Source organism: Myxococcus sp. CA051A (genome assembly GCF_013336705.1).
GTDB lineage: Bacteria > Myxococcota > Myxococcia > Myxococcales > Myxococcaceae > Myxococcus > Myxococcus llanfairpwllgwyngyllgogerychwyrndrobwllllantysiliogogogochensis.
In genome coordinates, this window is sequence record NZ_JABUMS010000010.1 from 183,416 (window position 1) to 203,464 (window position 20,049).

The following is a 20,049-nucleotide window of genomic DNA, read 5'->3' on the forward strand; positions in this document are numbered from 1 at the left end:
GCGCACCGACACCGCACGACGCGTGGCCACCTCACCAGCGACAACGCGCGCGGCCCACGTCGAGCACGCGCGCGAACACACCCGCTCCAGCGACTACCAGCGCTCCTCGTCGGACTTCGGAGCCATGGGCCACGCGGGCGCGGGGACACCGTTCACTGAAACTCCGCCGTGCATGAACGTGGGCGCGCCCTGAAGGAACTCCGCCGGGAAATCGAGCGTCGGCTTGGACGCGTCATCCAACGCCTTCACCTGCTCCGGCTTCAGCGTCACCTCCAGCGCACCCAGGTTGTTGTCGAGCTGCTCCAGCGTGCGCGCACCCAGGATGGTGGACGTCACACCGGGCCGCCCCTGCACCCACGCCAGCGCCACACGCGCCACCGTGGTGCCCTGCTCTTTCGCTATGCGCTGAAGCACGTCGATGAGCTTGTACGTCTTCTCCGTCAGCGAGTTCTCCGCCCACGCCCCCCGGTCCGCCTTCACCTTCCCCGCGTTCTCCCGCGTGTACTTTCCACTGAGCACGCCACTCTTCAGCGGCGACCACGGCGTCACCCCCAACCCCAGCTCCCGAGCCATGGGCACCAGCTCCCCCTCCACCGTCCGCTCCAACAACGAGTACTCGATTTGCAACGCCACCAGCGGAGCCCAGCCCCGGAAGTGCGCCGTCACCTGCGCCTGCGCCACCTTCCAGGCCGGTGTATCCGAGATACCGATGTAACGGACCTTCCCGGAGCGCACCAGGTCGTCGAGCCCGCGCATCGTCTCCTCGATGGGCGTATTCACATCCCAGCAGTGCATCCAGTACAGGTCGATGTAGCTCGTCTGGAGTCGGCGCAGCGACTCCTCGCACTGCGCCATCAACGACTTGCGTCCCGCGCCACCACCATTCGGGTCCCCCGGGAAGAGGCTGCTGAAGAACTTGGTCGCAATCACCACCCTGTCCCGCCTGCTCGGATACCGGCCCAGGTGGTCACCGATGATTTTCTCCGAGTGCCCTCGCGTGTATGCATTCGCCGTGTCGAGGAAGTTGCCGCCCCGCTCGAGGAAGCGGTCCAGGATGGCATTCGACGCCTCGACGCTGCTGCCCCAACCCAGGTCGGTACCGAAGGTCATCGTGCCCAGACACAGCGGGCTGACCCGCAGACCCGAACGGCCCAGCGTGACGTACTCATTCAGTGACATGGAGGACTCCCAAGGGAAGACGAAGGCATCCCTCACCGCCGGAGGTGGAGTCTCGACGCGCAGACGCGGGCAGGGGGGCGTGGACTATCGCGTCCATGGGAGCCGCCGCCACTCGGACGCGAGGCGTTTGACGAACAGCAAACGCCTCTGTCTGGCTTCCCCCGGAAGAACATGCTCAAACGCGGCCCGTGTCCCCACGCCACGCCTTCATCGCCCTCGTCGCGCTGATGACCGCCTGTGCTCGCGACCCTGGCGCCCTCAGGAGCCCACCGCCCATGACGCCCCACACCCCCTCCCAGACGGAGGACGTCCGCGCCCTCCTGGCACTCGAGGAGTCCATCGTCCGCGCCATCCAGGCCCGCGACACCCAGGCCCTGAAGGGCTTGATGGCGGAGGACCTCGTCTTTCGCGGCGTGGGCGACGTGGAGACGGACCGCACGGCGTTCCTCGCCAACATCGCCGCCATCCCCGGCACCCTCCTCTCTGTCGAAACCGAGACGGTGCGCGCGCACGTCTTCGGCGACACCGGCGTGCTCACCGGCACCCAGCGGGCCCGCGTGCGACTGCCCGATGGAACCGAAGTCTCCGACGTGGGGCACTTCACCGACGTGTGCCAGCGTCGCGAGGGCCGCTGGTGGGTCGTCCTCGCGCACAGCCTCCCCGCACCGCCCACCCAGGCCACGCCCGACTGACCCCAGGGCCCCACCCACACCTCCCCGTCGGGCGACCCGTGGCCGCACGAAAAATCGCGCGCCACCGGACACCGAGTGTCCTTTGCTGATACACTGAGTCCCACGGGGGTACTCAGCATGCCGCTCAATCGCGGTGAACGCCGGTGGACACTGCCGGCGCGGAACGCAGACTGGCTCGTCGTCTCGTCCGTCGACACCGACGCGAAAGAGCGCCGCCCGCGAGTGCCGGACGTGTTCGTCACGTCATCCCTGGACCGGTGGCTGTCCACCCCTTCGGCGCGCACGCTGTATGGCATCTACGAAGCGCTCGGCGGCAGCAGCCCCTTCGGCCTGACGGGCCTGGAGCGCTCCCGCTACGAGCAACGCCTCAAGCAGCGCCTCTCGGACGCCTTCACGCGCGGAGAGCTCGTCGCGCTCGAGGTGGCCCGCCCGAAGAGCGTGCCAGCGCCCTGGACGGCCAGACCCGAGGCCAAGGCCGACGAGGCCGTGGTGGAGGAGATGACCTGGCTGGCCATCGAGCTCAAGGACGAGGCGGGAAAGCCCGTCCCCAACGCGCGCTACGTCGTGAGCCTGCCCGACGGCAGCACGCGCGAAGGCACCCTCAACTCCAATGGCTACGCCCGCGTGGAGGGCGTCAATCCCGGCGAGTGCCAGGTCACCTTTCCCGAACTGGATGGCCAGAGCTGGAGCTGAACACCACCGCGAAGCTCAGGGACGACGCGGCCCAGGAGCGGACGAGGACATCCCCAGCGGTCTCTGGGGCAACAGCTTGAAGAGGAAGGCCAGGAGCGCCTCGAAATGGTCACCCTTGCGGAAGACGGCATCCACCGGCATGTCGATGGCGCTGTCGGCGCCGGTGACGAAGACCACCTTCGCGCCCGGCATGTGGTGACGCACCAACGGAATCAACCCCGTGCCGAAGCCGTCACCCAGGCTCTGGTCCAGCAACACCGCGTCGATGGGCCGCGGGTGGTTGAGCCACTTCTCCGCTTCCGCGTAGGAACCCGCTGTCACCACCGCGAACCCCGCTTCCTCCAGCAGCGCCGCGAGCGTCATCCGGTTGGACGGGTCATCTTCCACCAGCAGCAGGCAGCGCCCGAAGGTCCAGCTCGTCTCCATCACTTGCTCCCCCGTATCTCGTCATGGCCCGCGAGCCGCATCCTGGCCCCCGCCTCCGGGCGGTGCAGGAAGAGGACCTCGACGTGCGTGCCCCCCGAGGGGCCTCCGTCCAGTGCCACCTTCCCCCCATTGCGCAGCACCAATCGCTGCACGATGTTCAATCCCAATCCCGCGTGGCCGGGACGTGTCGAATAGAAGGGCTCGAAGGCACGTGAATACGCCTCCGCCGCCAGCCCCTCTCCCGCGTCCTCCACGCGGATGCCCACGCCGCCCTCACCTTCTTCAACGTCCCAGGTCCGCACGGTGAGCATTCCTCCGCGCGGCATCGCTTCCACGGCGTTGTCCACCAGACAGCGCACCAGCAGCGCCAGGTCCTCCAAATCCAGCGGCACCGTGCCCCGGGCCTTGAAGTCGCGCTCCACGCGCACCTGCTCCGGCACCCTCGCCTCACGCAACCCCTGCTCCATCGCCTCGCTCGCGTGGCACAGGGGCTTGTCGCTGCTGGCCACCGGGGCGCGTCGCGTCAGCACCTCCTCGGCCGCCGCCAGCTCCCGGTCGATGAGCTGGAAGAAGGCTTCCACCCGGGCATCCGTGCTCCAGACGTCCGTCTTCTGCATCTTCCGCATCAGGTAGAACGAAGCATTGCGGACACTGGCCAGCTTGTTGCGGAGGTCATGCCGCAGCGTGGAGGCGACGACGTCCGCCACCGCGGCCCGTTCCCGCGCTTGGAGATCTGCGCGCGCGCCCATCCGTCAATTCCTCGCACCCTGGGGCCCGGAGGGCCCCTGCGCCCGGGGTTGGCCTCTCACCCGGGCAATCGCTTGCACCAATTCCCGCAGCGGCACCGGCTTGGTCATACACACCACCGCGCCCTGCGCCGCCACCTTGCGTAACAATTCTGGCACCACGTGCCCGGACATCGCGATGACGGCCACGGACAAATCCGCCGCCTTCACCTTCGCCACCAGCTCCGGCCCGCTCATCTCCGGCATCACCAAATCCAGCACGCACACGTCGAAGTCGCCCGAGCGCAGGTACGTCAGCGCTTCCTCGCCGCTGTACACCGCGCGCGCACGCAGCCCCACGGTGCTCAGCGCGCGCACCATGGCGCGCGCCACCGGCTCCGTGTCGTCCACCACCAGCACCTGGGGAGCCCGCGCCGCGCGCAGAATCGTGTCCAGCGCGTGCGCCACGTCGAAGGGCTTGGGCAGCACGGTGAAGGCGCCCTCCGCGAGCGCGTCCTCCACCAGTTCTTCCGCCGTGAAGGCGGTCATCAGCACCACGGGCATGTCCGGACGCGCCTGCTTGATGCGGCGCAGCAGATCAACCCCGTGCAGCCCGGGCATGCGCATGTCGCTGAGCACCACGTCCACCGGGTGCTCGCCCAGCAGGCGCAGCGCTTCCTCGCCGTTGGCGGCCTCCAGAACGGTATGGCCCTCCAACTCCAGGTTCGCCGCGAGCGTGATGCGCAGCCCCTCCTCGTCGTCGACCAAAAGGATGCGAGCGGGGCCCAAAGCCACGTCCTCCATCATGCGGCCTGCGCCGCCGCGGTTGCCGGGAGATGAATATGGAATTCACTACCCCGGCCGGCTTCGCTTCGCACAGAGATTGTGCCGCCGTGACGTTGCACCATGTTGGCCACAATGGCCAGCCCCAAGCCGGTGCCACGCGTCTTGGTTGTGAAGAGCGGTTCGAAAATCTTGGGCAGCACGTCCGGAGGGATGCCCGTCCCGTCATCTACCACGCGAATGGCCCACGGCCCGGTGTCGCCGCCTTCCGCCAGCACTGAAACCTGACCGGTTCTTCCCTGGGGCATGGCCTCCACCGCGTTCTGCACCAGATTCACCAGCACCTGACGGAACTGTTCCTTGTCCAGGCTCGGCACCGGGAGCGACTCGGGCACTTCGTTGAGGATGCGGACGCCCTCGCGCGAGGGGACCACGCCAATGGCCTCGTCCACCAGTGGTCGCAACGGACACGGCTGCAGCGCCGGAGGCCGCTCGCGCGCGAAGTCGAGCAGGTCGGAGATGATTTTCGCGCACGCACCCAATTCGCGCTCCATCACCCCGAGGAACTGGGGGACGCGTGGGTCATCCGCGGCCCCGATGGCATCCCGACTCAGTCGTCGGGAGAGGTAGGCATGCGCGTTGCGCACGGCGGCCAGCGGGTTGCGCAATTCATGACCCACGCTGGCGGCGAGCTGACCCACCGCGGCCAGCTTCTCTACGCGGATGAGGTGCTCCTGGAAGCCGCTCAGCTCGCGCAGGGCGCGGTCCAGCTCCGCGGACTTGTCCTCCTCGCGCTCGCGCGCCAGCTCCAGCTCCGCGCGGCGCACCGCCACTTCGCGCATCTCCCGCCGCATCACCCGGCCCGCGTGCAGGAGCACCAGGTTCAGGAAGCCCACCCAGAGCGCATGCTCCAGGAAGCGCCACCACTCCGCGTTGGGCAGGCCGTACACGGACTCCGGCCACAGGACGCCTCGGATGACGTGGTCCGCGACGGTGGCGCACGTGGCCGTCAGGAGCACCCACGGGTCCCGGTACAGGGAGAGGAACGCGAGCGAGACGAAGATGTGGAAGTGCGTCTCGATGCGCCCACCCGTCAGGTGGATGAGCAGCGAGGACCACAACATCTGCGCCAGGGCCACCCCGTGCCGGGTGGAGACGGCCCCGGGGCGCCAGCGCGCCAGCGCGAGGGGGAACACGGTGAGCGCGGCGCCGAGGAAGAGCGCGGCGTACACGTGGGCGTGGAGGGCGCGGTCCTTGCCCTCCCAGCCGTAGGGCGAGACGAAGAGGGCCACGAGGATGCCGAAGGCCCATTGGGCCAGCATCAGTCCCGCGAAGAGGCGGTCCGTGCGGCGTCGCACCGTGGTCAGGTGCTCGTGGAACAGCAGAACGGCGCGTTCCTTCAGTGCCACCGTCGGGCCGCTGGCATCCTCCGTGGGCTTCATGGGGTGTTCGTGGCCCGGGCCTCGGGCGGTTCCTCCAGTGCGCAACCGTAGACAGCGTGCTCCGACGACCCGCCCACCCCACCCGCCTCCCGCAGCAGCGCCTCCACGGCGTCCCGCCCCGGGTTGTCACCTCGGTGTCCCCGCGCCCCGGTGATTCCACCGCTGAAGCGGAGCCGACCGGCGGCATCATAGAGCAAGGAATGTCCGGAAGTGACTGCTCCAAACCGGCGAGCTTGCTCGCCTCCCGCGTCCTTGAGCACCGTGACGCCCGGAATCGCGGCGGCGGCGCGCCACAGGGGGCCTTGTGTCCAGTCGCCGGAAGTGCCCTCGGGCTGGAGGAACAGGACGCGCGCGTCGAGCTGGCCCCGGGCGTGCTCCATCAGGACGGACAGCTCGCCCAGGCTGGCGCGCGTGCAGGGGCAGCGCGGGTGGGCGAGCATCACCAGGGTGGGCCGGCCCTCCGCGCGGGGAGGACTCACGGACGAAGGCCAGCGGGCTGGAGACTCGTGGGCGGTGCCCGGGGTGAGGGCATGTCGGGCGAGCAGCGCGAAGCCCACCACCATGGCGACCAGCCACAGCAGTCCCATCAACAGCCACCCTCCCCGCGACAGGGGGGGAACCTTCATCGGGGCCCCCACTTGTGCTCGGCCAGGCCGGAGGACAGTCGGCTCATGTCGCGCTTGAGGCGCGCGGACTCGGCGGCGCGGCGGATCATCGCGATGAGGTCCGGAGGCTGGTAGGGCTTGAGCACCAGGTAGAAGAGGCCCTGCGCGTCCAGGCGGTCTCTCCAGTCGAGGTACTCGCGAAAGCCCGTCACCAGCACGCCCGCGAGGTGGGGATATTGGATGACGGCCTCGCGCAGCAGCTGGATGCCGCTGGGGCCGGGCATGTGGAGGTCGGTGCACAGGACGTCGAACGGACGCAGCCCGAGCATCCGGCGCGCGGTGTGCGCGTCATGCGCGGTCTGGACCTCGAAGTCCTCGGAGAGCACGGCCGCGGTGGTGGCGAGGACAGCTGCCTCGTCATCCACCAGCAGCACTTGGAGCCGCGGGGCATTCATGGCGGGGACCGCGCGAGGATAGCGCCATCCCCGCCAGAGCGTGAGGGGATGCGGTGGACTGTTCGCCAATGGCGGGCAGCCGGTACGCCAGCGCTAGAGGGCGGGCACCTACACGTATGTGCGGGCGGGCCTCGCGTGGATCCACACGGGCAGGTGCCCCGGCGCTCGTCCCTTCGCCTGCTCCATCGTGAGCCGGGCACGGCGGACGCGGGGGCTCGGCCGGAGCGCGGCGTCATCCTCGCCGCTCACTCCCGGAGCTCTGGGGCCGCGCGGCGCGGGGTGCCTCGGAACGCGAGCAGCGCGGAGGCACGCCCTTGCGAGCACTCAACGGTGAGTGGTGAAGCGACCTCGCGCCAGGAAGATGTTCGCGTCGTCGATGACGATTTGCGTGCCCGCATCCGCGCGCCAGACGTCGATGAGCTCCTGGATACGCTCGGAGGAGAGGGGGAAGACATCGCCATGAGGCGGCTTCTCCACCAGCACCCACTCGTAGACGCGGCCGTCGGCGGGCTGTGGGCCGCCCACGGCGTAGATGTCATCCCGGTCCGCCAGCAGGGCGACGAAGTTGCTGCCCAGCAGCGCGAGCCCCGCTCGATTCTGGGTGAGCACGTCCACTCCTCGCGAGATGCTGGCCAGTCGCTCCGGGTCCCCCGGGCACTGGCGCGGATATGTGCGCGAGGACACCAACGTGCGAGTGAACTGGCGAAGATTGACTTCGTTGCTGAAGAGGAGGACCAGCCCCGTGGACACCAGGACCCACGCGGGCGGCTTCCGGGCGCGCAGGACGGGAAGGAAGCCCATCAGCGCCGCAGCCATCAGCGGCACGCCGTAGTGGAAGCGCCAGGCCATGCCGAGGAAACGGATGCCGAGCATCGGCAACAACACCAGCAGCCACGCCCAGTCCGGCTTCAAGCGCTCGCGCCACGCCCAGACCCCCAGCGGCAGCAGCAGCAACACCAGCGTGCCCATGCGCGACAGGTGGACCGGCGCCAGACGAAGCGTGAGGTAGTGAAGGAATCCACCCTCCATGCCCTGCCTGAGCCGGACGCCGTAGTCCTCCGAGGGCCCCAACAGCCACGGCCGCAGCCCGTAGACACCCGCGAGCCAGAGCAGCGACAGCACCCCCACGCCCACCGCGAAGCGCCGCTCGCCGCGCAGCCACAGCGCCACGGTGAGCATGATGCCCACGAAGGCGAACTCCTCCTTGCACATGAACAGCAACACCAGCGACACCAGCAGCCAGCCGTTGCGGCGCAGATGGAACGCCACGCCGGTCATCACCCACGGCAGCGCGGACCACGTCGTCGGATGGATGGGGAACTTCAGCGCCTCCACCGCGCTGGGGGTGAGCAGCAGGAACGCCGCCAGCAGCCCCGTGGCGGCGCGGCTCAGCAGCCCCCGTGCCTGGAGCCAGAGCAGCGGCGCCAGCGCGAGCAGCACGAAGAGCGCTTCACCCACCAACGAGGCCCACATCGGTGGCAGCACCTCCACCAGCGGGCGAACCACCCACAGGATGGGGTCGAAGTGGTCGTTGAAGATGTAGACCTGTCGCCCGGTGAGCCAGGGGTTTGGCTCCGCCAGCGACATGCGCGCCAGGGCCTGGGTGTAGATGCCCAGGTCGAAGTGCGAGAAGCAGGCGTGCGCGGCCTGAATCCAGACGGGCGCCACGACGAACACGAGCCAGACGAGGACCACGAACGGCAGGGCCAGCATGCCTGGCCATCGCCGTGCGCGTCCTGGGCTCGAGTCATCGGCGGAAGGAGTCATGAAGTCGTGAATCGAGGAGGCGCCGGCCACGGACCGGAGGGCGCGTCGTCTATCGCACTCCCACGACTCATGTCACCCGGCACGACACCTCGAGCCCACCACGGCCGAGCCCCATGCCCACGCTCGGCCCCTGGCTCCACCCCGGGGACCCGCGCACCCGAGGCTACGGCGCGCGACCCCAGGGACTTCCGCGCGCGTCAGTGTCGATGATGCGCGTGCAGCCCTTCTGCGTAGTGCTGGAGCTGCCGGCGCGCGGCCTCGAAGGCGTCCGACACGGCCTGGTAGGGGTCCTCGTGCGCGGCGTCGTGCTCCGGCTCCCTGCCCGCGATGATGTCTCTTCCAGGCACGTGCAGGTCCACGCGCACGCGGAAGTGATGGCTGTGCTGCTTGTGCCGGTGGGGCTCGTCCACCACCACGTGGCATCCGACGATGCCATCGAAGAACTGCTCCAGCTTCGCTGCGTGGTCGCGGATGTGCTCGTTCAGGGCCTCGCTCGTCGCCATGCCCCGGTAGGTAATCTGCAACGCTCGCTTCATCGTCGGCCTCGGGTCAGGCCCCGCTGTGTGCGCGGGGCTTCGGGTTGCACCCCTCCCCATTGCATCACCCTGGCCAACGCCAACCCCTTGGAATGCCGGGGCACCGTGCGCGCCCCTTGCGCGGGATTTGCGGCGGAATGGGGCCGCACGCAGTCCCTGCGGGGCGCAATGCCCCACGCCTACCTGCTCGTGTCGAGCACGGCCGCGCCGCGCACGTGGCCTTCACGCAGCGCGGTGAGCGCCTCGTTCGCCGAGGACAGGGGGAACACCCGCACCTCGGTGCGCACCGGCACGCTGGGCGCGAGCACCAGGAAGTCCATCGCATCCGCGCGCGTCAGGTTCGCCACCGAGCGCACCACCCGCTCCTCCCAGAGCAACGAATAGGGGAACGACGGGATATCGCTCATGTGGATGCCGCCGCACACCACCACCCCGCCCTTGTCCACGGCGCGCAACGCGGCGGGCACCAGAGCACCCACGGGCGCGAACAGGATGGCCGCGTCCAGCGGCTCCGGCGGCAGCACGTCCGAGCCTCCCGCCCAGACCGCGCCCAGTTCGCGCGCGAAGCGTTGCCCTTCCTCGTCCCCGGGCCGCGTGAAGGCGAACACGCGCCGCTTGCGATGACGCGCCACCTGGATGAGCACGTGCGCGGCGGCGCCAAAGCCATACAACCCCAGCCGCTCACCTTCTCCCGACAGGCGCAGGCTGCGAAAGCCGATGAGCCCCGCGCACATCAGCGGCGCGGCATGCACGTCCGGGTAGTTCGCGGGCAGCGGGAAGCAGAAGCGGTGATGCGCCAGGGTGTACTCCGCGTAGCCGCCATCCAACTGGTAGCCGGTGAAGCGCGCGAAGTCGCAGAGGTTCTCCCGACCGGAGACACAGAAGCGACACTGGCCACACGTCCAGCCGAGCCAGGGCACCCCGACGCGCGTGCCCGGCTCCAGCCCCATCACCTCCGCGCCCGCCTCCACGACGGTGGCCACGATTTCGTGGCCCGGCACCAGCGGCAGCTTCGGCCTGGGCAGCTCACCGTCCACCACGTGCAGGTCCGTGCGGCACACCGCGCAGGCGTGGACTCGCAACAACACCTCCTGCGGGGCCGGGCGCGGAATGGGCCACGTCTCCGCTCGCAGTGGCTGCCCCGGCGCGTGGAGAACCATCACACGCATGGTGCCTTCCATGGGGTCGCTCCCTCCGTCGCCCACCGACTGACGGGCGCATCCGTCCGAGGGAAACATGGGGGGCGGAGGGCCCCCCGGGAAGCACCCACGCTCACGTCAAATCTGCACGCCCGCGAGCAGGCCCGGCCAGGTGCGCACGGTGGTGCGTCCGCTGTCGGAGACCTCCTTCCACTCCGGGCCGATGCCCAGCTCCTTCCACGTGTCACTCCCGTTCCAGGTGACGAGCGTGTTGGCGCTGACTCCGCCGAACACGGCGAAGCGGCGCGACAGCTGCCAGCCGGCCATCACCCGGAACTGCCCGAGCACATGGTTCGTGTCTTCGTCGAAGTCGAAGAGGCGGTTGGCATGCAGGCTGGAGCCCATCACGTCCACGTCGACGTAGAAGCGGCCCACGGGGATGTGGCCACCCAGGCCCGCGCCCACCGTGTAGCGACGTCGGTCTCCATCCATCGGCGGCGTGAGGCCCACGGTGAGCAGCGTGTAGAGGTGCCGCCCGCCCAGCTTCAGGCCGATGTTCGTCAGCGACACGTCACTGGCCCACACCTGCACGTGGGCCTGACCGTTGCCAACGAAGCTCAAGAGGCCCACCGACTCGCCCTCCGTCTGGCCCGCCACGTTCAGCAGGCCCACCTGCGCGCCGTCCACGCGGCCGGCCACGTTCACCAGACCCACCTGCGCGCCGTCGACGTCGCCGCCCACGTTGATGAGGGAGAGCTGCGCACCGGACAGCTTGCTCGCGTAGCTGACGCCCGAGGACACCTGCATGCCCGTCAGCTCCGAGGCGACGTTGACGCCCGCCGCCATCTGGAGCCCTCGCGCGGTGCCTCGCGCCACGTTGGCGCCCACCGCCATCTGGACTCCATTCAGCGTCCCCGCCGCCAGATTGCCACCCACCGACATCTGGAGTCCCCGCAGCGCGCCCGACGCCAGGTTGCCGCCCACCGTGAGCTGCCCACCGTTCACGTCGCCGCCCGCGATGTTCGCTCCCACGCTGAGCTGCGTACCTTCCACCGCGCCCGTCGCCACGTTGGCGCCCACCGTGAGCTGCCCACCGCCCATGGAGCCGCGCACGATGTTGGCTCCCACCGACGCCTGCACGCCCTCCGCGTCCGCCGTCACCACGTTGCCGCCCACCGAGAGCAGCACCCCATCCACGGGGCCCCTCGACACGTTGGCGCCCACCGTGGCGAGCACGCCGCTCGCGCCATGCGTCACCCAGTTGCCACCCAGCGACAACCCCAGCGCCGTCACCCGCTTCGCATGCGTGGCAATCAACCCGATGGACACGTCATGCACGAGGTTCTGCCGAGCGAACCCCGAGGTGCTCAGCCCCGGCAGAATCGACAGGTTGAAGGGCACGTGGACGTCCTGCTCCGCGGCCTCCGTCTTCGCCACCGCCACGGGCGCGTCTCCGGCCGTCCCCGCGCTCACCACCCCCGCCGTCGTCGACTCCACCAGGGGAGGCGCCACCATCGCCCGCTCCACGCCCGGCCCTTCCACCACTGGCGCGACCTCGGTTCCCACCGCCGGGCCACCGTCACCGCCCGCCGAGACCACGGGGGCCGAGTCGCCCCCCTTCGCCTCCTCGGCGCCAGCGGACATCGCCACCATCGCCGCCATGACGCCCGCACACACCGAGACCTTGCGCTTCATCGCTGGACCTTCCTGATCTGATTTCCGAGAGGGCTCCTCCCACGCGCGGCGCGGGTACCAGAGCCAGGGTTGTTTCGCGGGAGACGTCACCGTCCCCCTTCGCGCAACAGAACACCGGGCCCACGAAATACTGTCACCACCATGTCCCAGACACCCCGACGCCCCAGGCCCCTGTCCCCGCCCTCGCGTCGGGACGTGCTCACCGCGGGGCTCGGCGCCGCGCTGCTCCCGGGCCAGACTCGGGCCGCGAAACCCGCTCCCACCGTGAAGACCCCCATGCTCACCCGTCCCATCCCCAAGTCGGGCGAGGCCCTGCCCGTCATCGGCCTCGGCACCTGGCAGACCTTCGACGTGGGGACCTCCGCCGCCGAGCGCGCGCCCTTGAAGCAGGTGCTCCAGCACTTCCTCGACTCAGGGGCGCGGCTCATCGACTCCTCGCCCATGTACGGCCGGGCGGAGCGCGTCGTGGGGGACGTGCTCGCCTCGCTCGCGGACGCGCCCAAACCCTTCCTCGCCACGAAGGTCTGGACGACGGGCCGCGATGCGGGCCTCGCCCAACTGGAGACCTCCGTGAAGGACATGGGGCGAGGGCACATGGACCTCTTCCAGGTCCACAACCTCGTCGACTGGCGCACCCATCTGCCCGTGCTGCGCGAGTGGAAGGCGCAAGGCCGCGTGCGCTACGTCGGCATCACCCACTACGCCCGAAGCGCCTTCGATGACCTGGAGCGCCTCTTGCGTGAGCAGACCCTGGACTTCATCCAGCTGCCCTACTCACTCGCCGAGCGCGACGCGGAGAAGCGCCTGCTCCCCGCCGCCGCCGAGCACGGCGTGGCGGTGCTCGTCATGCAGCCCTTCGCCACGGGGCAGCTCCTCCGACAGGTGAAGGGCCGCGCGCTGCCGGCGTGGGCCGCGGACTTCGACTGCGCGAGCTGGGCGCAGTTCTTCCTGAAGTTCATCCTCGGCCACCCCGCCGTGCACTGCCCGCTGCCCGCCACGAGCAACCCCGAGCACGTCGCCGACAACGTCCGCGCTGGCTTCGGACGCCTGCCCGACGCGAAGACACGCGAGCGCATGGCGCGCGTGCTGGACTCCTGAAACTTCGCGCGCTCGAAGGCCCGCGTGACGCGGGCTACAGCTCCGGGTCCGGCGTGAACTGGACCTCGGCGGTGGCGGACAACACCACGCCGGTGCCGGGCTCTCCCGCGTCGTCATCGCGGCCCACCTCGAGCACCTCGTCCTTCGCGTCCCACTGGCCCAGGTAGTACGAGCCGCCGGCCACCATGCACGCGCGGCCCTCCGACACCACCACCTCCACGACCTCCTGCTTGTCGCTGGTGGCCCTGAGCAGCGTCCACTTCTTGCCGTCCCCGCGGAACTCGTCGACGACCTCCTGGAGCTCCGCGTCGCTCGGCGCGCCGCCCTCCAGGGTCTGCCGCTCCCACCGGCGCCCATCCTTCTGCGGCTGCCGCCCCTTCCAGGCGCGCCCCAGCTCCAGCAACTTCTCCTCCGCCGCGTCCTGCAGCCCGTGCATCTCCTCGGGCAGCTCGATTTCCTCCAGTGCCAGGAGGGCTGTCTCAATCTGCAGCGCCTTCAGGCACCACTCGTTCCACGCGGTCTTCAGCATCGTCGCACTCGCTTTCCATCCCCAGGTTCCCCACTCACGTGGAGCCCCAGGTCTCCCCTCCACCAGGGAGGCCCTCGCCACCTACCACACCGCCCGCCTGCCCAGGCGCCATCCGACCGGCCGTCCCATGCTCGCTCCCCTCCACCCTGCCTACCTTTCCAACTCAGGAGGAGCGCATGAGCACCAAGAAGAAGGAGCAAGGCACCCGCGACGCCGTCGAACATCTGGGAGACCTCATCCACGGCATCAAGGTCGCGATGATGACCACGGTGGAGAGCGACGGGAGCCTGCACAGCAGGCCGATGTGGACCCAGGACCATGACTTCGACGGAGAACTCTGGTTCTTCACCCGAGAGCACTCCCACAAGGTCGACGAGGTGGAGCAGGACCACCACGTCAACGTCTCCTTCGCCGACCCCACCCGCGAACGCTACGTGTCCGTCAGCGGTCGCTGTCAGTTGGTGAAGGACGCCCGCAAGGTCCGGGAGCTGTGGAGCCCCGCTCTCAAGGCGTGGTTCCCCCAGGGCGTGGATGATCCAGAGCTCGCGCTTCTGTGCGTGCGCGTGGAGCGCGCCGAGTACTGGGACGCTCCCTCCAGCCGCATGGTGCAACTGGCCGGCATGCTCAAGGCCGTCCTGTCCGGGAAGCCCTACGCCCCTGGCGACCACCAGGCCCTGGAGCTGAACGGCGGCGGCGGCACGGGCCCCCACTGACGTCCCTCCCCGGGCCCACCCTCCCCTCTCTTTACGGGAAGTGGCGGGTGGGCCCTTCCTGCCTCGACTTGGGGTTGCGCCGGAAGCGCCTGGGCGCCATGACTGGCCCGTCCCACACCCCTCGAAGGCACACACGCAGCAATACACCCCCATACACCGTAGCCAGCGGGTCGGAAACGACTCCGACCTACCCGTCATGCCCATGTACGGTCGGGCAGGTGTCACTTTTCTCACGACCTGGTGTTTCTCTGACAGGCGCGTTCGGCTCGTCTTGTACCTGGGGCTGGGGTGATCCATCAGTCCGCCCCATGGCGTGCTAACCAGCCGCCCCACATGACGTTGAAGTCACGAACGCTTTAGAGTATCAACCATCCGCATTCGAGATTTTCCGCATACCCCACGGCATCAGGTCGGTGCGCAGCGGCGAATCCGAAGAAGACTCACCACAGGGCGTCAAAACCGCCTTTCGAAGGAATCCACGATGGAGAACAAGAAGTCGGTCTCGAAGCCCGAGGGCAAGCTGGCGGTGCTCATCCCCGGCCTGGGCGCGGTGTCCACGACGCTGATGGCGGGTGTGGAGCTGGCGCGGCAGGGCAAGGGCGCACCCATCGGGTCCCTGACGCAGATGGGGACCGCGCGCCTGGGCAAGCGGACGGACGGGCGCACCGTGAAGCTGGGTGAGCTGGTGCCCCTGACGGGACTGAACGACGTGGTCTTCGGCGCCTGGGACATCATCAGCGAGGACGCGTACCAGGTCGCGGTGCGCTCCGGCGTGCTGCACGACAAGCACCTGGAGCAGGTGAAGCCCTTCCTCCAGGGCATCAAGCCCAAGAAGGGCGTGCACGACGCCGAGTTCGTCCGCCGCATCGAGGCCAACCACGCCAAGGCCACCAAGACGCACCGCGAGAGCATTGAAGCGCTGCGCCAGGACATCCGCGACTTCAAGAAGGAGCTCAACGCCAAGCGCGCCGTCATGGTGGTGTGCAGCAGCGTGGAGACCTTCCGTCCCCTGCCGGAGTCCTTCAAGACGCTGGCCGCCTTCGAGAAGGCGCTGGACGAGAACAGCACGGACATCAACCCCACCGCGCTCTACACGTACGCCGCCATCAAGGAAGGCGTGCCGTTCGCCAACGCGACGCCCAACGCGAGCGTGGACACGCCCGCGCTGCAGGAGCTGGCGAAGCTGGAGGGCATCCCCGTCGCGGGCCGTGACCTCAAGAGCGGCCAGACGATGATGAAGACGGTCATCGCCCCCGCGCTCAAGGCCCGCATGCTCGGCCTCGAGGGGTGGTTCTCCACCAACATCCTCGGCAACCGCGATGGCGAGGTGCTCGACGACCCCGCGGCCTTCAAGGCCAAGGAAGTCACCAAGTCGAGCGTGCTGGACACCATCCTGCAGCCGGACCTGTACCCCGAGCTGTACAGCAAGTACTCGCACAAGGTGTCCATCCACTACTACCCGCCCCGCGGCGACGCGAAGGAGGGTTGGGACAACATCGACATCACCGGGTGGCTCGGCTATCCGATGCAGATCAAGGTCAACTTCCTCTGCCGCGACTCCATCCTGGCGGCGCCGCTGGTGCTGGACATCGCGCTGTTCCTGGACCTGGCCAAGCGGCTGGAGTGGCGCGGCATCCAGGAGTGGATGTCCTTCTACTTCAAGAGCCCCATGGCGCAGCCCGGCCTGCCCGTCGAGCATGACCTGTTCATCCAGCTCACCAAGCTGAAGAACACCCTGCGCGTCGTGGCGGGCGAAGAGCCCATCACCCACCTCGGACTCGACTACTACGGGGATGACCTCCCGCTCGCTCGCTAAGAGTCCGGCCTTCACGTGGCTCGTCACCCTGCTGGGTGTGGGCCACTTGATGCTCGTGACGGCCACCGGTCGGCTCCGGTGGGACCACGTCGTCGCGGACGTGCTGCTGGTGGGGGTGGCCTGGGCGGGCCCCCGCACGCGGCGCTTCCTCTTCGGCGGGTTCCCGCTATGGCTGACCGGCATGCTGATGGACAGCCAGGGACTCTGGCTGTTCCTTCGGGGCGGCATCCACACGGGTGACTTGTGGGACTGGGAGCGCCAGTGGTTCCCCGCCCCCGGGGGTGTCAACTGGCCCCTGTGGTGGAGCACCCGCTCGCACGCCGTGTTGGACCTGCTGTGCGGCTTCGCCTACGCGGCCTACCTTTACGAAGTCTTCTTGATGGCCATCTTCTTCTTCGTGAAGAAGGACGCGCGCTTCGAGAAGCTGTGCTGGGCCTTCCTGCTTGTGAACGCCCTGGGCATGGTCACCTACCTGCTCTATCCGGCGGCTCCGCCCTGGTACATCCTTCAGTACGGCCCGGGCCCGGCGAACCTCGCCGCACTGCCCAGTCCCGCGGGCACGGCGCGCTTCGACGCACTGTTGGGCATCAACTACTTCGCCGGCTTCTACGCCCGCAATCCCAACGTCTTCGGGGCCATGCCCTCGTTGCACGCCTCCTATCCCTTCATGGTGATGCTCTTCGTCTGGCGGGATGGCCCGAAGTGGCGTCTGGCCACGGGGGCGTTCGCCTTGCTGGTTGGTTTCTCCGCTGTCTATCTGACGCACCACTACATCCTGGATGTGCTCGCGGGCCTCGTGTTCGCGCTCGCCGCCTTCCTGGCGGTGGAGCTGGCCTTTTCGCGCAAGAGCGCACCCATGACCGTCACGCTGCCGCTGACTCCTGGAGGGGACACCCGTGCTTGAGAACGTGGTCGCCTGGTTGACCGGAAACCTGTCCCCCTCGGCTCGCATCTGGACCGCGTTGGGTCCGGCCATCCTCGCCTGTGTGTACTTCCTGGGAGGCCTGCTCATCTTCTGTATCCGCGTGGCCTTCAAGGGCGTGCCTCGCGACGAGGAGACGCTCAAGCGGGGCAACGCCGGGTTCGTCGGCTACTTCCTCCGGCACTACTTCTTCTGGGTCATCCAGCCGTTGTGGGCGCTGATTCTGCGCTCGGGCCTTCCGGCCAACGCGCTGTCCATGCTGTCGGGCCTGCTCGGCATCTCCTCCGGCGTGGCGGTGGCGGCGGGCCGCTTCGCGCTGGGCGGCTGGCTGTTCCTGGGCGCGGGCATCCTGGACGTCATGGACGGGCGCATCGCCCGTACACGCAAGGAGGCCAACCCCGCGGGCGCGGCGCTGGACTCGGTGCTCGACAGGTACGTGGACTCGGCCATGTTGATGGGCCTTGCCTGGTACTACCGGGACACCTGGGTGCTGCTGCCGGCGCTGGGTGCGCTGCTGGGTTCGTCGCTGGTGCCGTATGTCCGCGCCAAGGGCGAGGGCCTGGGCGTCAACGTGCGTGACGGCGCGATGCAGCGGCTGGAGCGGGTGCTCTTCCTGGGCGCGGGCACGGCGCTGTCGCCGATTCTGGAGGCCGTGTTCTGGCCCCAGGAGAAGCACCCCATGCACTGGATGGCGGTGGTGGGGCTCGTCTTCGTCGCCATCATGAGCAACCTGACGGCCATCTCCCGCTTCCGGAATCTGGTGAAGGCGCTGGCGCCCAAGCGGCAGGAGGCGCGTTCGGAGAAGGCGATTGTCGGCCTCAACGCGGCGGCGGGCGCGGTGGCCACGGTGGCGGACTTCGCGGTGGTGCTGGCGCTGGTGGAGTGGGCGGGGCTGTTGCCCGCGTGGGCCACGGTGCTGGGCGCGCTGTTGGGCGCGGTGGTGAACTACTCCATCAACCGCGTGTTCACCTTCCGCAGCACGGCGGCGGTGGGCCGGCAGATGATGCGCTACGCGGTGGTGAGCGGGACAAGCGCGCTGCTCAACGCGGGAGGCGTGGCGCTGCTGACGCTGCATCCGCAACTGGCCTACACGCTGGGCTGGTGGCTGGTGCGCGGCGTGGTGTACTTCGCGTGGAACCTGCCGCTGCAGCGCGACTACGTCTTCAACGACACGACGTCGCCGGACGCGCTGCTGGAGCAGCGCCCCCATGCGGCGTGAGGCGCGGCTCCGGGTCCTGGGTCTCCTCTTGTCGCTCGCGCTGCCCACCGTGGCGGCGGGAGCGACGCTGGAGCCCTCGGCCTCCCCGAGCGACACGTACGGGGAGAGCTTCACCTTCATCGGGGACCTGGAGGACAGCACCTTCGTGCTGGTGCAGTTGCAGGTGACGAACATCGGTCCGGGCTCGCGCACGGGCATCTGCCGCGCGACGGTGCTGCGGCCGGGCCAGCGCGCGTGGACGGCGCAGAAGAAGGTGGGCTCGCGCGAGTGGGGCTACGACGCGGCCACCGGCACGCTGCGCGTGGGCACGTGCTCGGCGCGTTCGGCGGAGGGCGTGACGCGGGTGGAAGCGCCGCTGGACGGTGGGCGGGTGGTGCTGGAATACGCGGCGCCCATGGCACCCCGCTCGCCGGAAGGCTCGGAAGTGGAAGTGGGCAACGCGCGCTACCGGCACGAGATGATGCTGGCCTTCAGCCCGCTGAAGGCGAAGGTGCAGCCGCCCAAGAGCGCGGAGCTGGAGCAGGCCGGTGGCGGCTACGCGGACCACACGCGCTCCACCATTGCTCCGGCGAAGCTGGCCAGGCGCTGGGTGCGCTTCCGGGCCCTGCGCGAGGGCGGGGAGCGGATGGTGTTGCTGGGGCGCGAGGGGCAGGACGGTGAGTTCGGTCCGGTGTACTCGTGGACGGAGGGTGGCACGCCGACCCAGTTGGAGTCCTTCACGCTCAGCCGCGAGGGCACGAAGGAGCGGAGCGTCTGGACGGTGGATGTCTTCGGCGGCGACGGGGCGAAGGTGATGGTGCTGCGCTCCACGTCGCTGTTGCAGCGCAGCGCGCCCGTGGAAGAGCTGGGCGTGCTGGGTGGGCTCATCAAGCCCGTGGTGGGCGCTCCCGTGACGTACCTGCACCGGGCGGTGTTGGAGCGCGCGGGGAAGGCGCCGGTGACGGGGTTGATGGAAGTGTCGCTCGAGGGAGACCCGTGAGCGTTTCGTTGTTGCGGGACGTGCACCATGTGCCCGGCGTGCGAGGCTGGGTGCGCAAGCAGGTGCTGCGCTCGGTGGCGCGCTGCGTGGAGTGGACCACGAAGCTGCCGGGGCGCGGCCTCAACGTGTCGCACGTGAGCGACTGGTTGCACGTGGGTGGCTCGGTGCCGCCGTCGCGTTACGCGGAGCTGAAGGCGCGAGGCATCACCGCGGTGATTGATTTGCGCGCCGAGAGTGTCGACGACGCGAAGGCGCTGGAAGCGCTGGGCATCGAGTTGTTGAACCTGCCGGTGACGGACCGCTATCCGCCGTCGGTGGAGCAACTCCTGCAGGGTGTCGAGTGGGCATTGCCCCGGCTGGAGCGGGGTGGGCACCTCTATGCGCACTGCGAGCACGGTGTGGGGCGGGGCCCGTTGATGGGGTTGGCGGTGATGGTGGCGCGCGGCTGGGAGGCTCCGGCGGCGTACCGCGCGCTGCGACAGGCCCGGTGGCAGTGCACGCTCAATGACCGGCAGCTGGGCGGCCTCGCGGACTTCGTCACCGCGTGGGCGGCACGGCGCGCGGAACGAGCGGCCTAGCGTCCTCGGCTGGACGGTTCAGTCCGGCACGGTTTCGCTCTGGAACCTGGGGTTCCTA

General features: G+C 69.2%; 21 protein-coding genes. 9 read left to right on the forward strand and 12 right to left on the reverse strand.

All coding sequences use genetic code 11. The features are described from left to right. Positions 1–93: 93 nt before the first annotated feature. A complete protein-coding gene (locus HUA74_RS27735; RefSeq protein WP_141648242.1) occupies positions 94–1,179 on the reverse strand; it encodes an aldo/keto reductase in 1,086 nt (361 codons plus the stop codon). Between the two features lie 275 nt (positions 1,180–1,454). Here HUA74_RS27735 and HUA74_RS27740 point away from each other — a divergent pair, with 275 nt between their 5' ends. Both HUA74_RS27740 and HUA74_RS27745 read left to right on the forward strand, forming a co-directional pair. Next, the gene (locus HUA74_RS27740) at positions 1,455–1,871 is read left to right on the forward strand and encodes an SgcJ/EcaC family oxidoreductase (protein ID WP_174456960.1); all 417 of its coding nucleotides are present in this window, start codon (positions 1,455–1,457) and stop codon (positions 1,869–1,871) included. 117 nt (positions 1,872–1,988) lie between these two features. Beyond that, complete coding sequence (locus HUA74_RS27745; protein WP_141649374.1) at positions 1,989–2,564, forward strand: carboxypeptidase-like regulatory domain-containing protein; 576 nt, start codon at positions 1,989–1,991, stop codon at positions 2,562–2,564. 15 nt (positions 2,565–2,579) lie between these two features. Here the strand turns inward: HUA74_RS27745 and HUA74_RS27750 are convergent, their stop codons facing one another. The 10 genes from HUA74_RS27750 to HUA74_RS27795 all read right to left on the reverse strand — a co-directional run bounded on the left by HUA74_RS27750 (position 2,580) and on the right by HUA74_RS27795 (position 12,137). Beyond that, entirely contained in the window at positions 2,580–2,990 is a 411-nt protein-coding gene (locus tag HUA74_RS27750; RefSeq protein ID WP_174456961.1) for a response regulator, read from the reverse strand. Then, positions 2,990–3,739 carry an ATP-binding protein gene (locus HUA74_RS27755; protein ID WP_141649372.1) on the reverse strand — a complete coding sequence of 250 codons (750 nt, stop codon included), beginning with the start codon at positions 3,737–3,739 and terminating at the stop codon, positions 2,990–2,992. Before HUA74_RS27755 ends, HUA74_RS27750 begins: the two co-directional genes overlap by 1 nt. Positions 3,740–3,742: 3 nt before the next feature. Continuing rightward, on the reverse strand, positions 3,743–4,519 hold the full coding sequence (locus HUA74_RS27760) for a response regulator (RefSeq protein WP_246137892.1): 777 nt from the start codon (positions 4,517–4,519) through the stop codon (positions 3,743–3,745). Continuing rightward, positions 4,519–5,940 carry a sensor histidine kinase gene (locus HUA74_RS27765; protein ID WP_141649370.1) on the reverse strand — a complete coding sequence of 474 codons (1,422 nt, stop codon included), beginning with the start codon at positions 5,938–5,940 and terminating at the stop codon, positions 4,519–4,521. Before HUA74_RS27765 ends, HUA74_RS27760 begins: the two co-directional genes overlap by 1 nt. Continuing rightward, positions 5,937–6,566, reverse strand: a complete 630-nt coding sequence (locus HUA74_RS27770) for a RedB protein (protein ID WP_174456962.1) — start codon at positions 6,564–6,566, stop codon at positions 5,937–5,939. Before HUA74_RS27770 ends, HUA74_RS27765 begins: the two co-directional genes overlap by 4 nt. Next, entirely contained in the window at positions 6,563–7,000 is a 438-nt protein-coding gene (locus tag HUA74_RS27775; protein WP_141644997.1) for a response regulator, read from the reverse strand. The genes HUA74_RS27770 and HUA74_RS27775 overlap by 4 nt, the downstream gene beginning before the upstream one ends. Positions 7,001–7,324: 324 nt before the next feature. Beyond that, positions 7,325–8,713: a DUF2079 domain-containing protein gene (locus HUA74_RS27780; protein WP_254625281.1), complete on the reverse strand. Its 1,389-nt coding sequence runs from the start codon at positions 8,711–8,713 to the stop codon at positions 7,325–7,327. Positions 8,714–8,964: 251 nt separating this feature from the next. Then, entirely contained in the window at positions 8,965–9,303 is a 339-nt protein-coding gene (locus HUA74_RS27785) for an HPF/RaiA family ribosome-associated protein (protein WP_174456964.1), read from the reverse strand. A 179-nt stretch (positions 9,304–9,482) separates the two neighbouring features. After that, on the reverse strand, positions 9,483–10,484 hold the full coding sequence (locus HUA74_RS27790; protein ID WP_174456965.1) for a zinc-dependent alcohol dehydrogenase family protein: 1,002 nt from the start codon (positions 10,482–10,484) through the stop codon (positions 9,483–9,485). A gap of 96 nt (positions 10,485–10,580) precedes the next feature. Continuing rightward, a complete protein-coding gene (locus HUA74_RS27795) occupies positions 10,581–12,137 on the reverse strand; it encodes a hypothetical protein (RefSeq protein WP_174456966.1) in 1,557 nt (518 codons plus the stop codon). Between the two features lie 141 nt (positions 12,138–12,278). Here HUA74_RS27795 and HUA74_RS27800 point away from each other — a divergent pair, with 141 nt between their 5' ends. After that, positions 12,279–13,235 carry an aldo/keto reductase gene (locus tag HUA74_RS27800; RefSeq protein ID WP_174456967.1) on the forward strand — a complete coding sequence of 319 codons (957 nt, stop codon included), beginning with the start codon at positions 12,279–12,281 and terminating at the stop codon, positions 13,233–13,235. A gap of 34 nt (positions 13,236–13,269) precedes the next feature. On the opposite strand, the gene HUA74_RS27805 is transcribed toward HUA74_RS27800, so the two are convergent. Continuing rightward, positions 13,270–13,764, reverse strand: a complete 495-nt coding sequence (locus tag HUA74_RS27805) for a hypothetical protein (protein WP_141645000.1) — start codon at positions 13,762–13,764, stop codon at positions 13,270–13,272. 176 nt (positions 13,765–13,940) lie between these two features. Between HUA74_RS27805 and HUA74_RS27810 the strand changes: the two genes are divergently transcribed. The 6 genes from HUA74_RS27810 to HUA74_RS27835 all read left to right on the forward strand — a co-directional run bounded on the left by HUA74_RS27810 (position 13,941) and on the right by HUA74_RS27835 (position 19,991). Further along, positions 13,941–14,477: a pyridoxamine 5'-phosphate oxidase family protein gene (locus HUA74_RS27810; protein WP_174456968.1), complete on the forward strand. Its 537-nt coding sequence runs from the start codon at positions 13,941–13,943 to the stop codon at positions 14,475–14,477. A 481-nt stretch (positions 14,478–14,958) separates the two neighbouring features. Beyond that, positions 14,959–16,293, forward strand: coding sequence for an inositol-3-phosphate synthase (locus HUA74_RS27815; RefSeq protein WP_174456969.1), 1,335 nt, complete (start codon positions 14,959–14,961; stop codon positions 16,291–16,293). Continuing rightward, the gene (locus tag HUA74_RS27820) at positions 16,271–17,197 is read left to right on the forward strand and encodes a phosphatase PAP2 family protein (RefSeq protein ID WP_174456970.1); all 927 of its coding nucleotides are present in this window, start codon (positions 16,271–16,273) and stop codon (positions 17,195–17,197) included. Before HUA74_RS27815 ends, HUA74_RS27820 begins: the two co-directional genes overlap by 23 nt. Further along, a complete protein-coding gene (locus HUA74_RS27825) occupies positions 17,190–18,434 on the forward strand; it encodes a GtrA family protein (protein WP_141645004.1) in 1,245 nt (414 codons plus the stop codon). The genes HUA74_RS27820 and HUA74_RS27825 overlap by 8 nt, the downstream gene beginning before the upstream one ends. Next, a complete protein-coding gene (locus tag HUA74_RS27830; RefSeq protein ID WP_141645005.1) occupies positions 18,424–19,413 on the forward strand; it encodes a hypothetical protein in 990 nt (329 codons plus the stop codon). The genes HUA74_RS27825 and HUA74_RS27830 overlap by 11 nt, the downstream gene beginning before the upstream one ends. Then, positions 19,410–19,991, forward strand: a complete 582-nt coding sequence (locus HUA74_RS27835; RefSeq protein WP_174456971.1) for a dual specificity protein phosphatase family protein — start codon at positions 19,410–19,412, stop codon at positions 19,989–19,991. Before HUA74_RS27830 ends, HUA74_RS27835 begins: the two co-directional genes overlap by 4 nt. Positions 19,992–20,049: the final 58 nt, after the last annotated feature.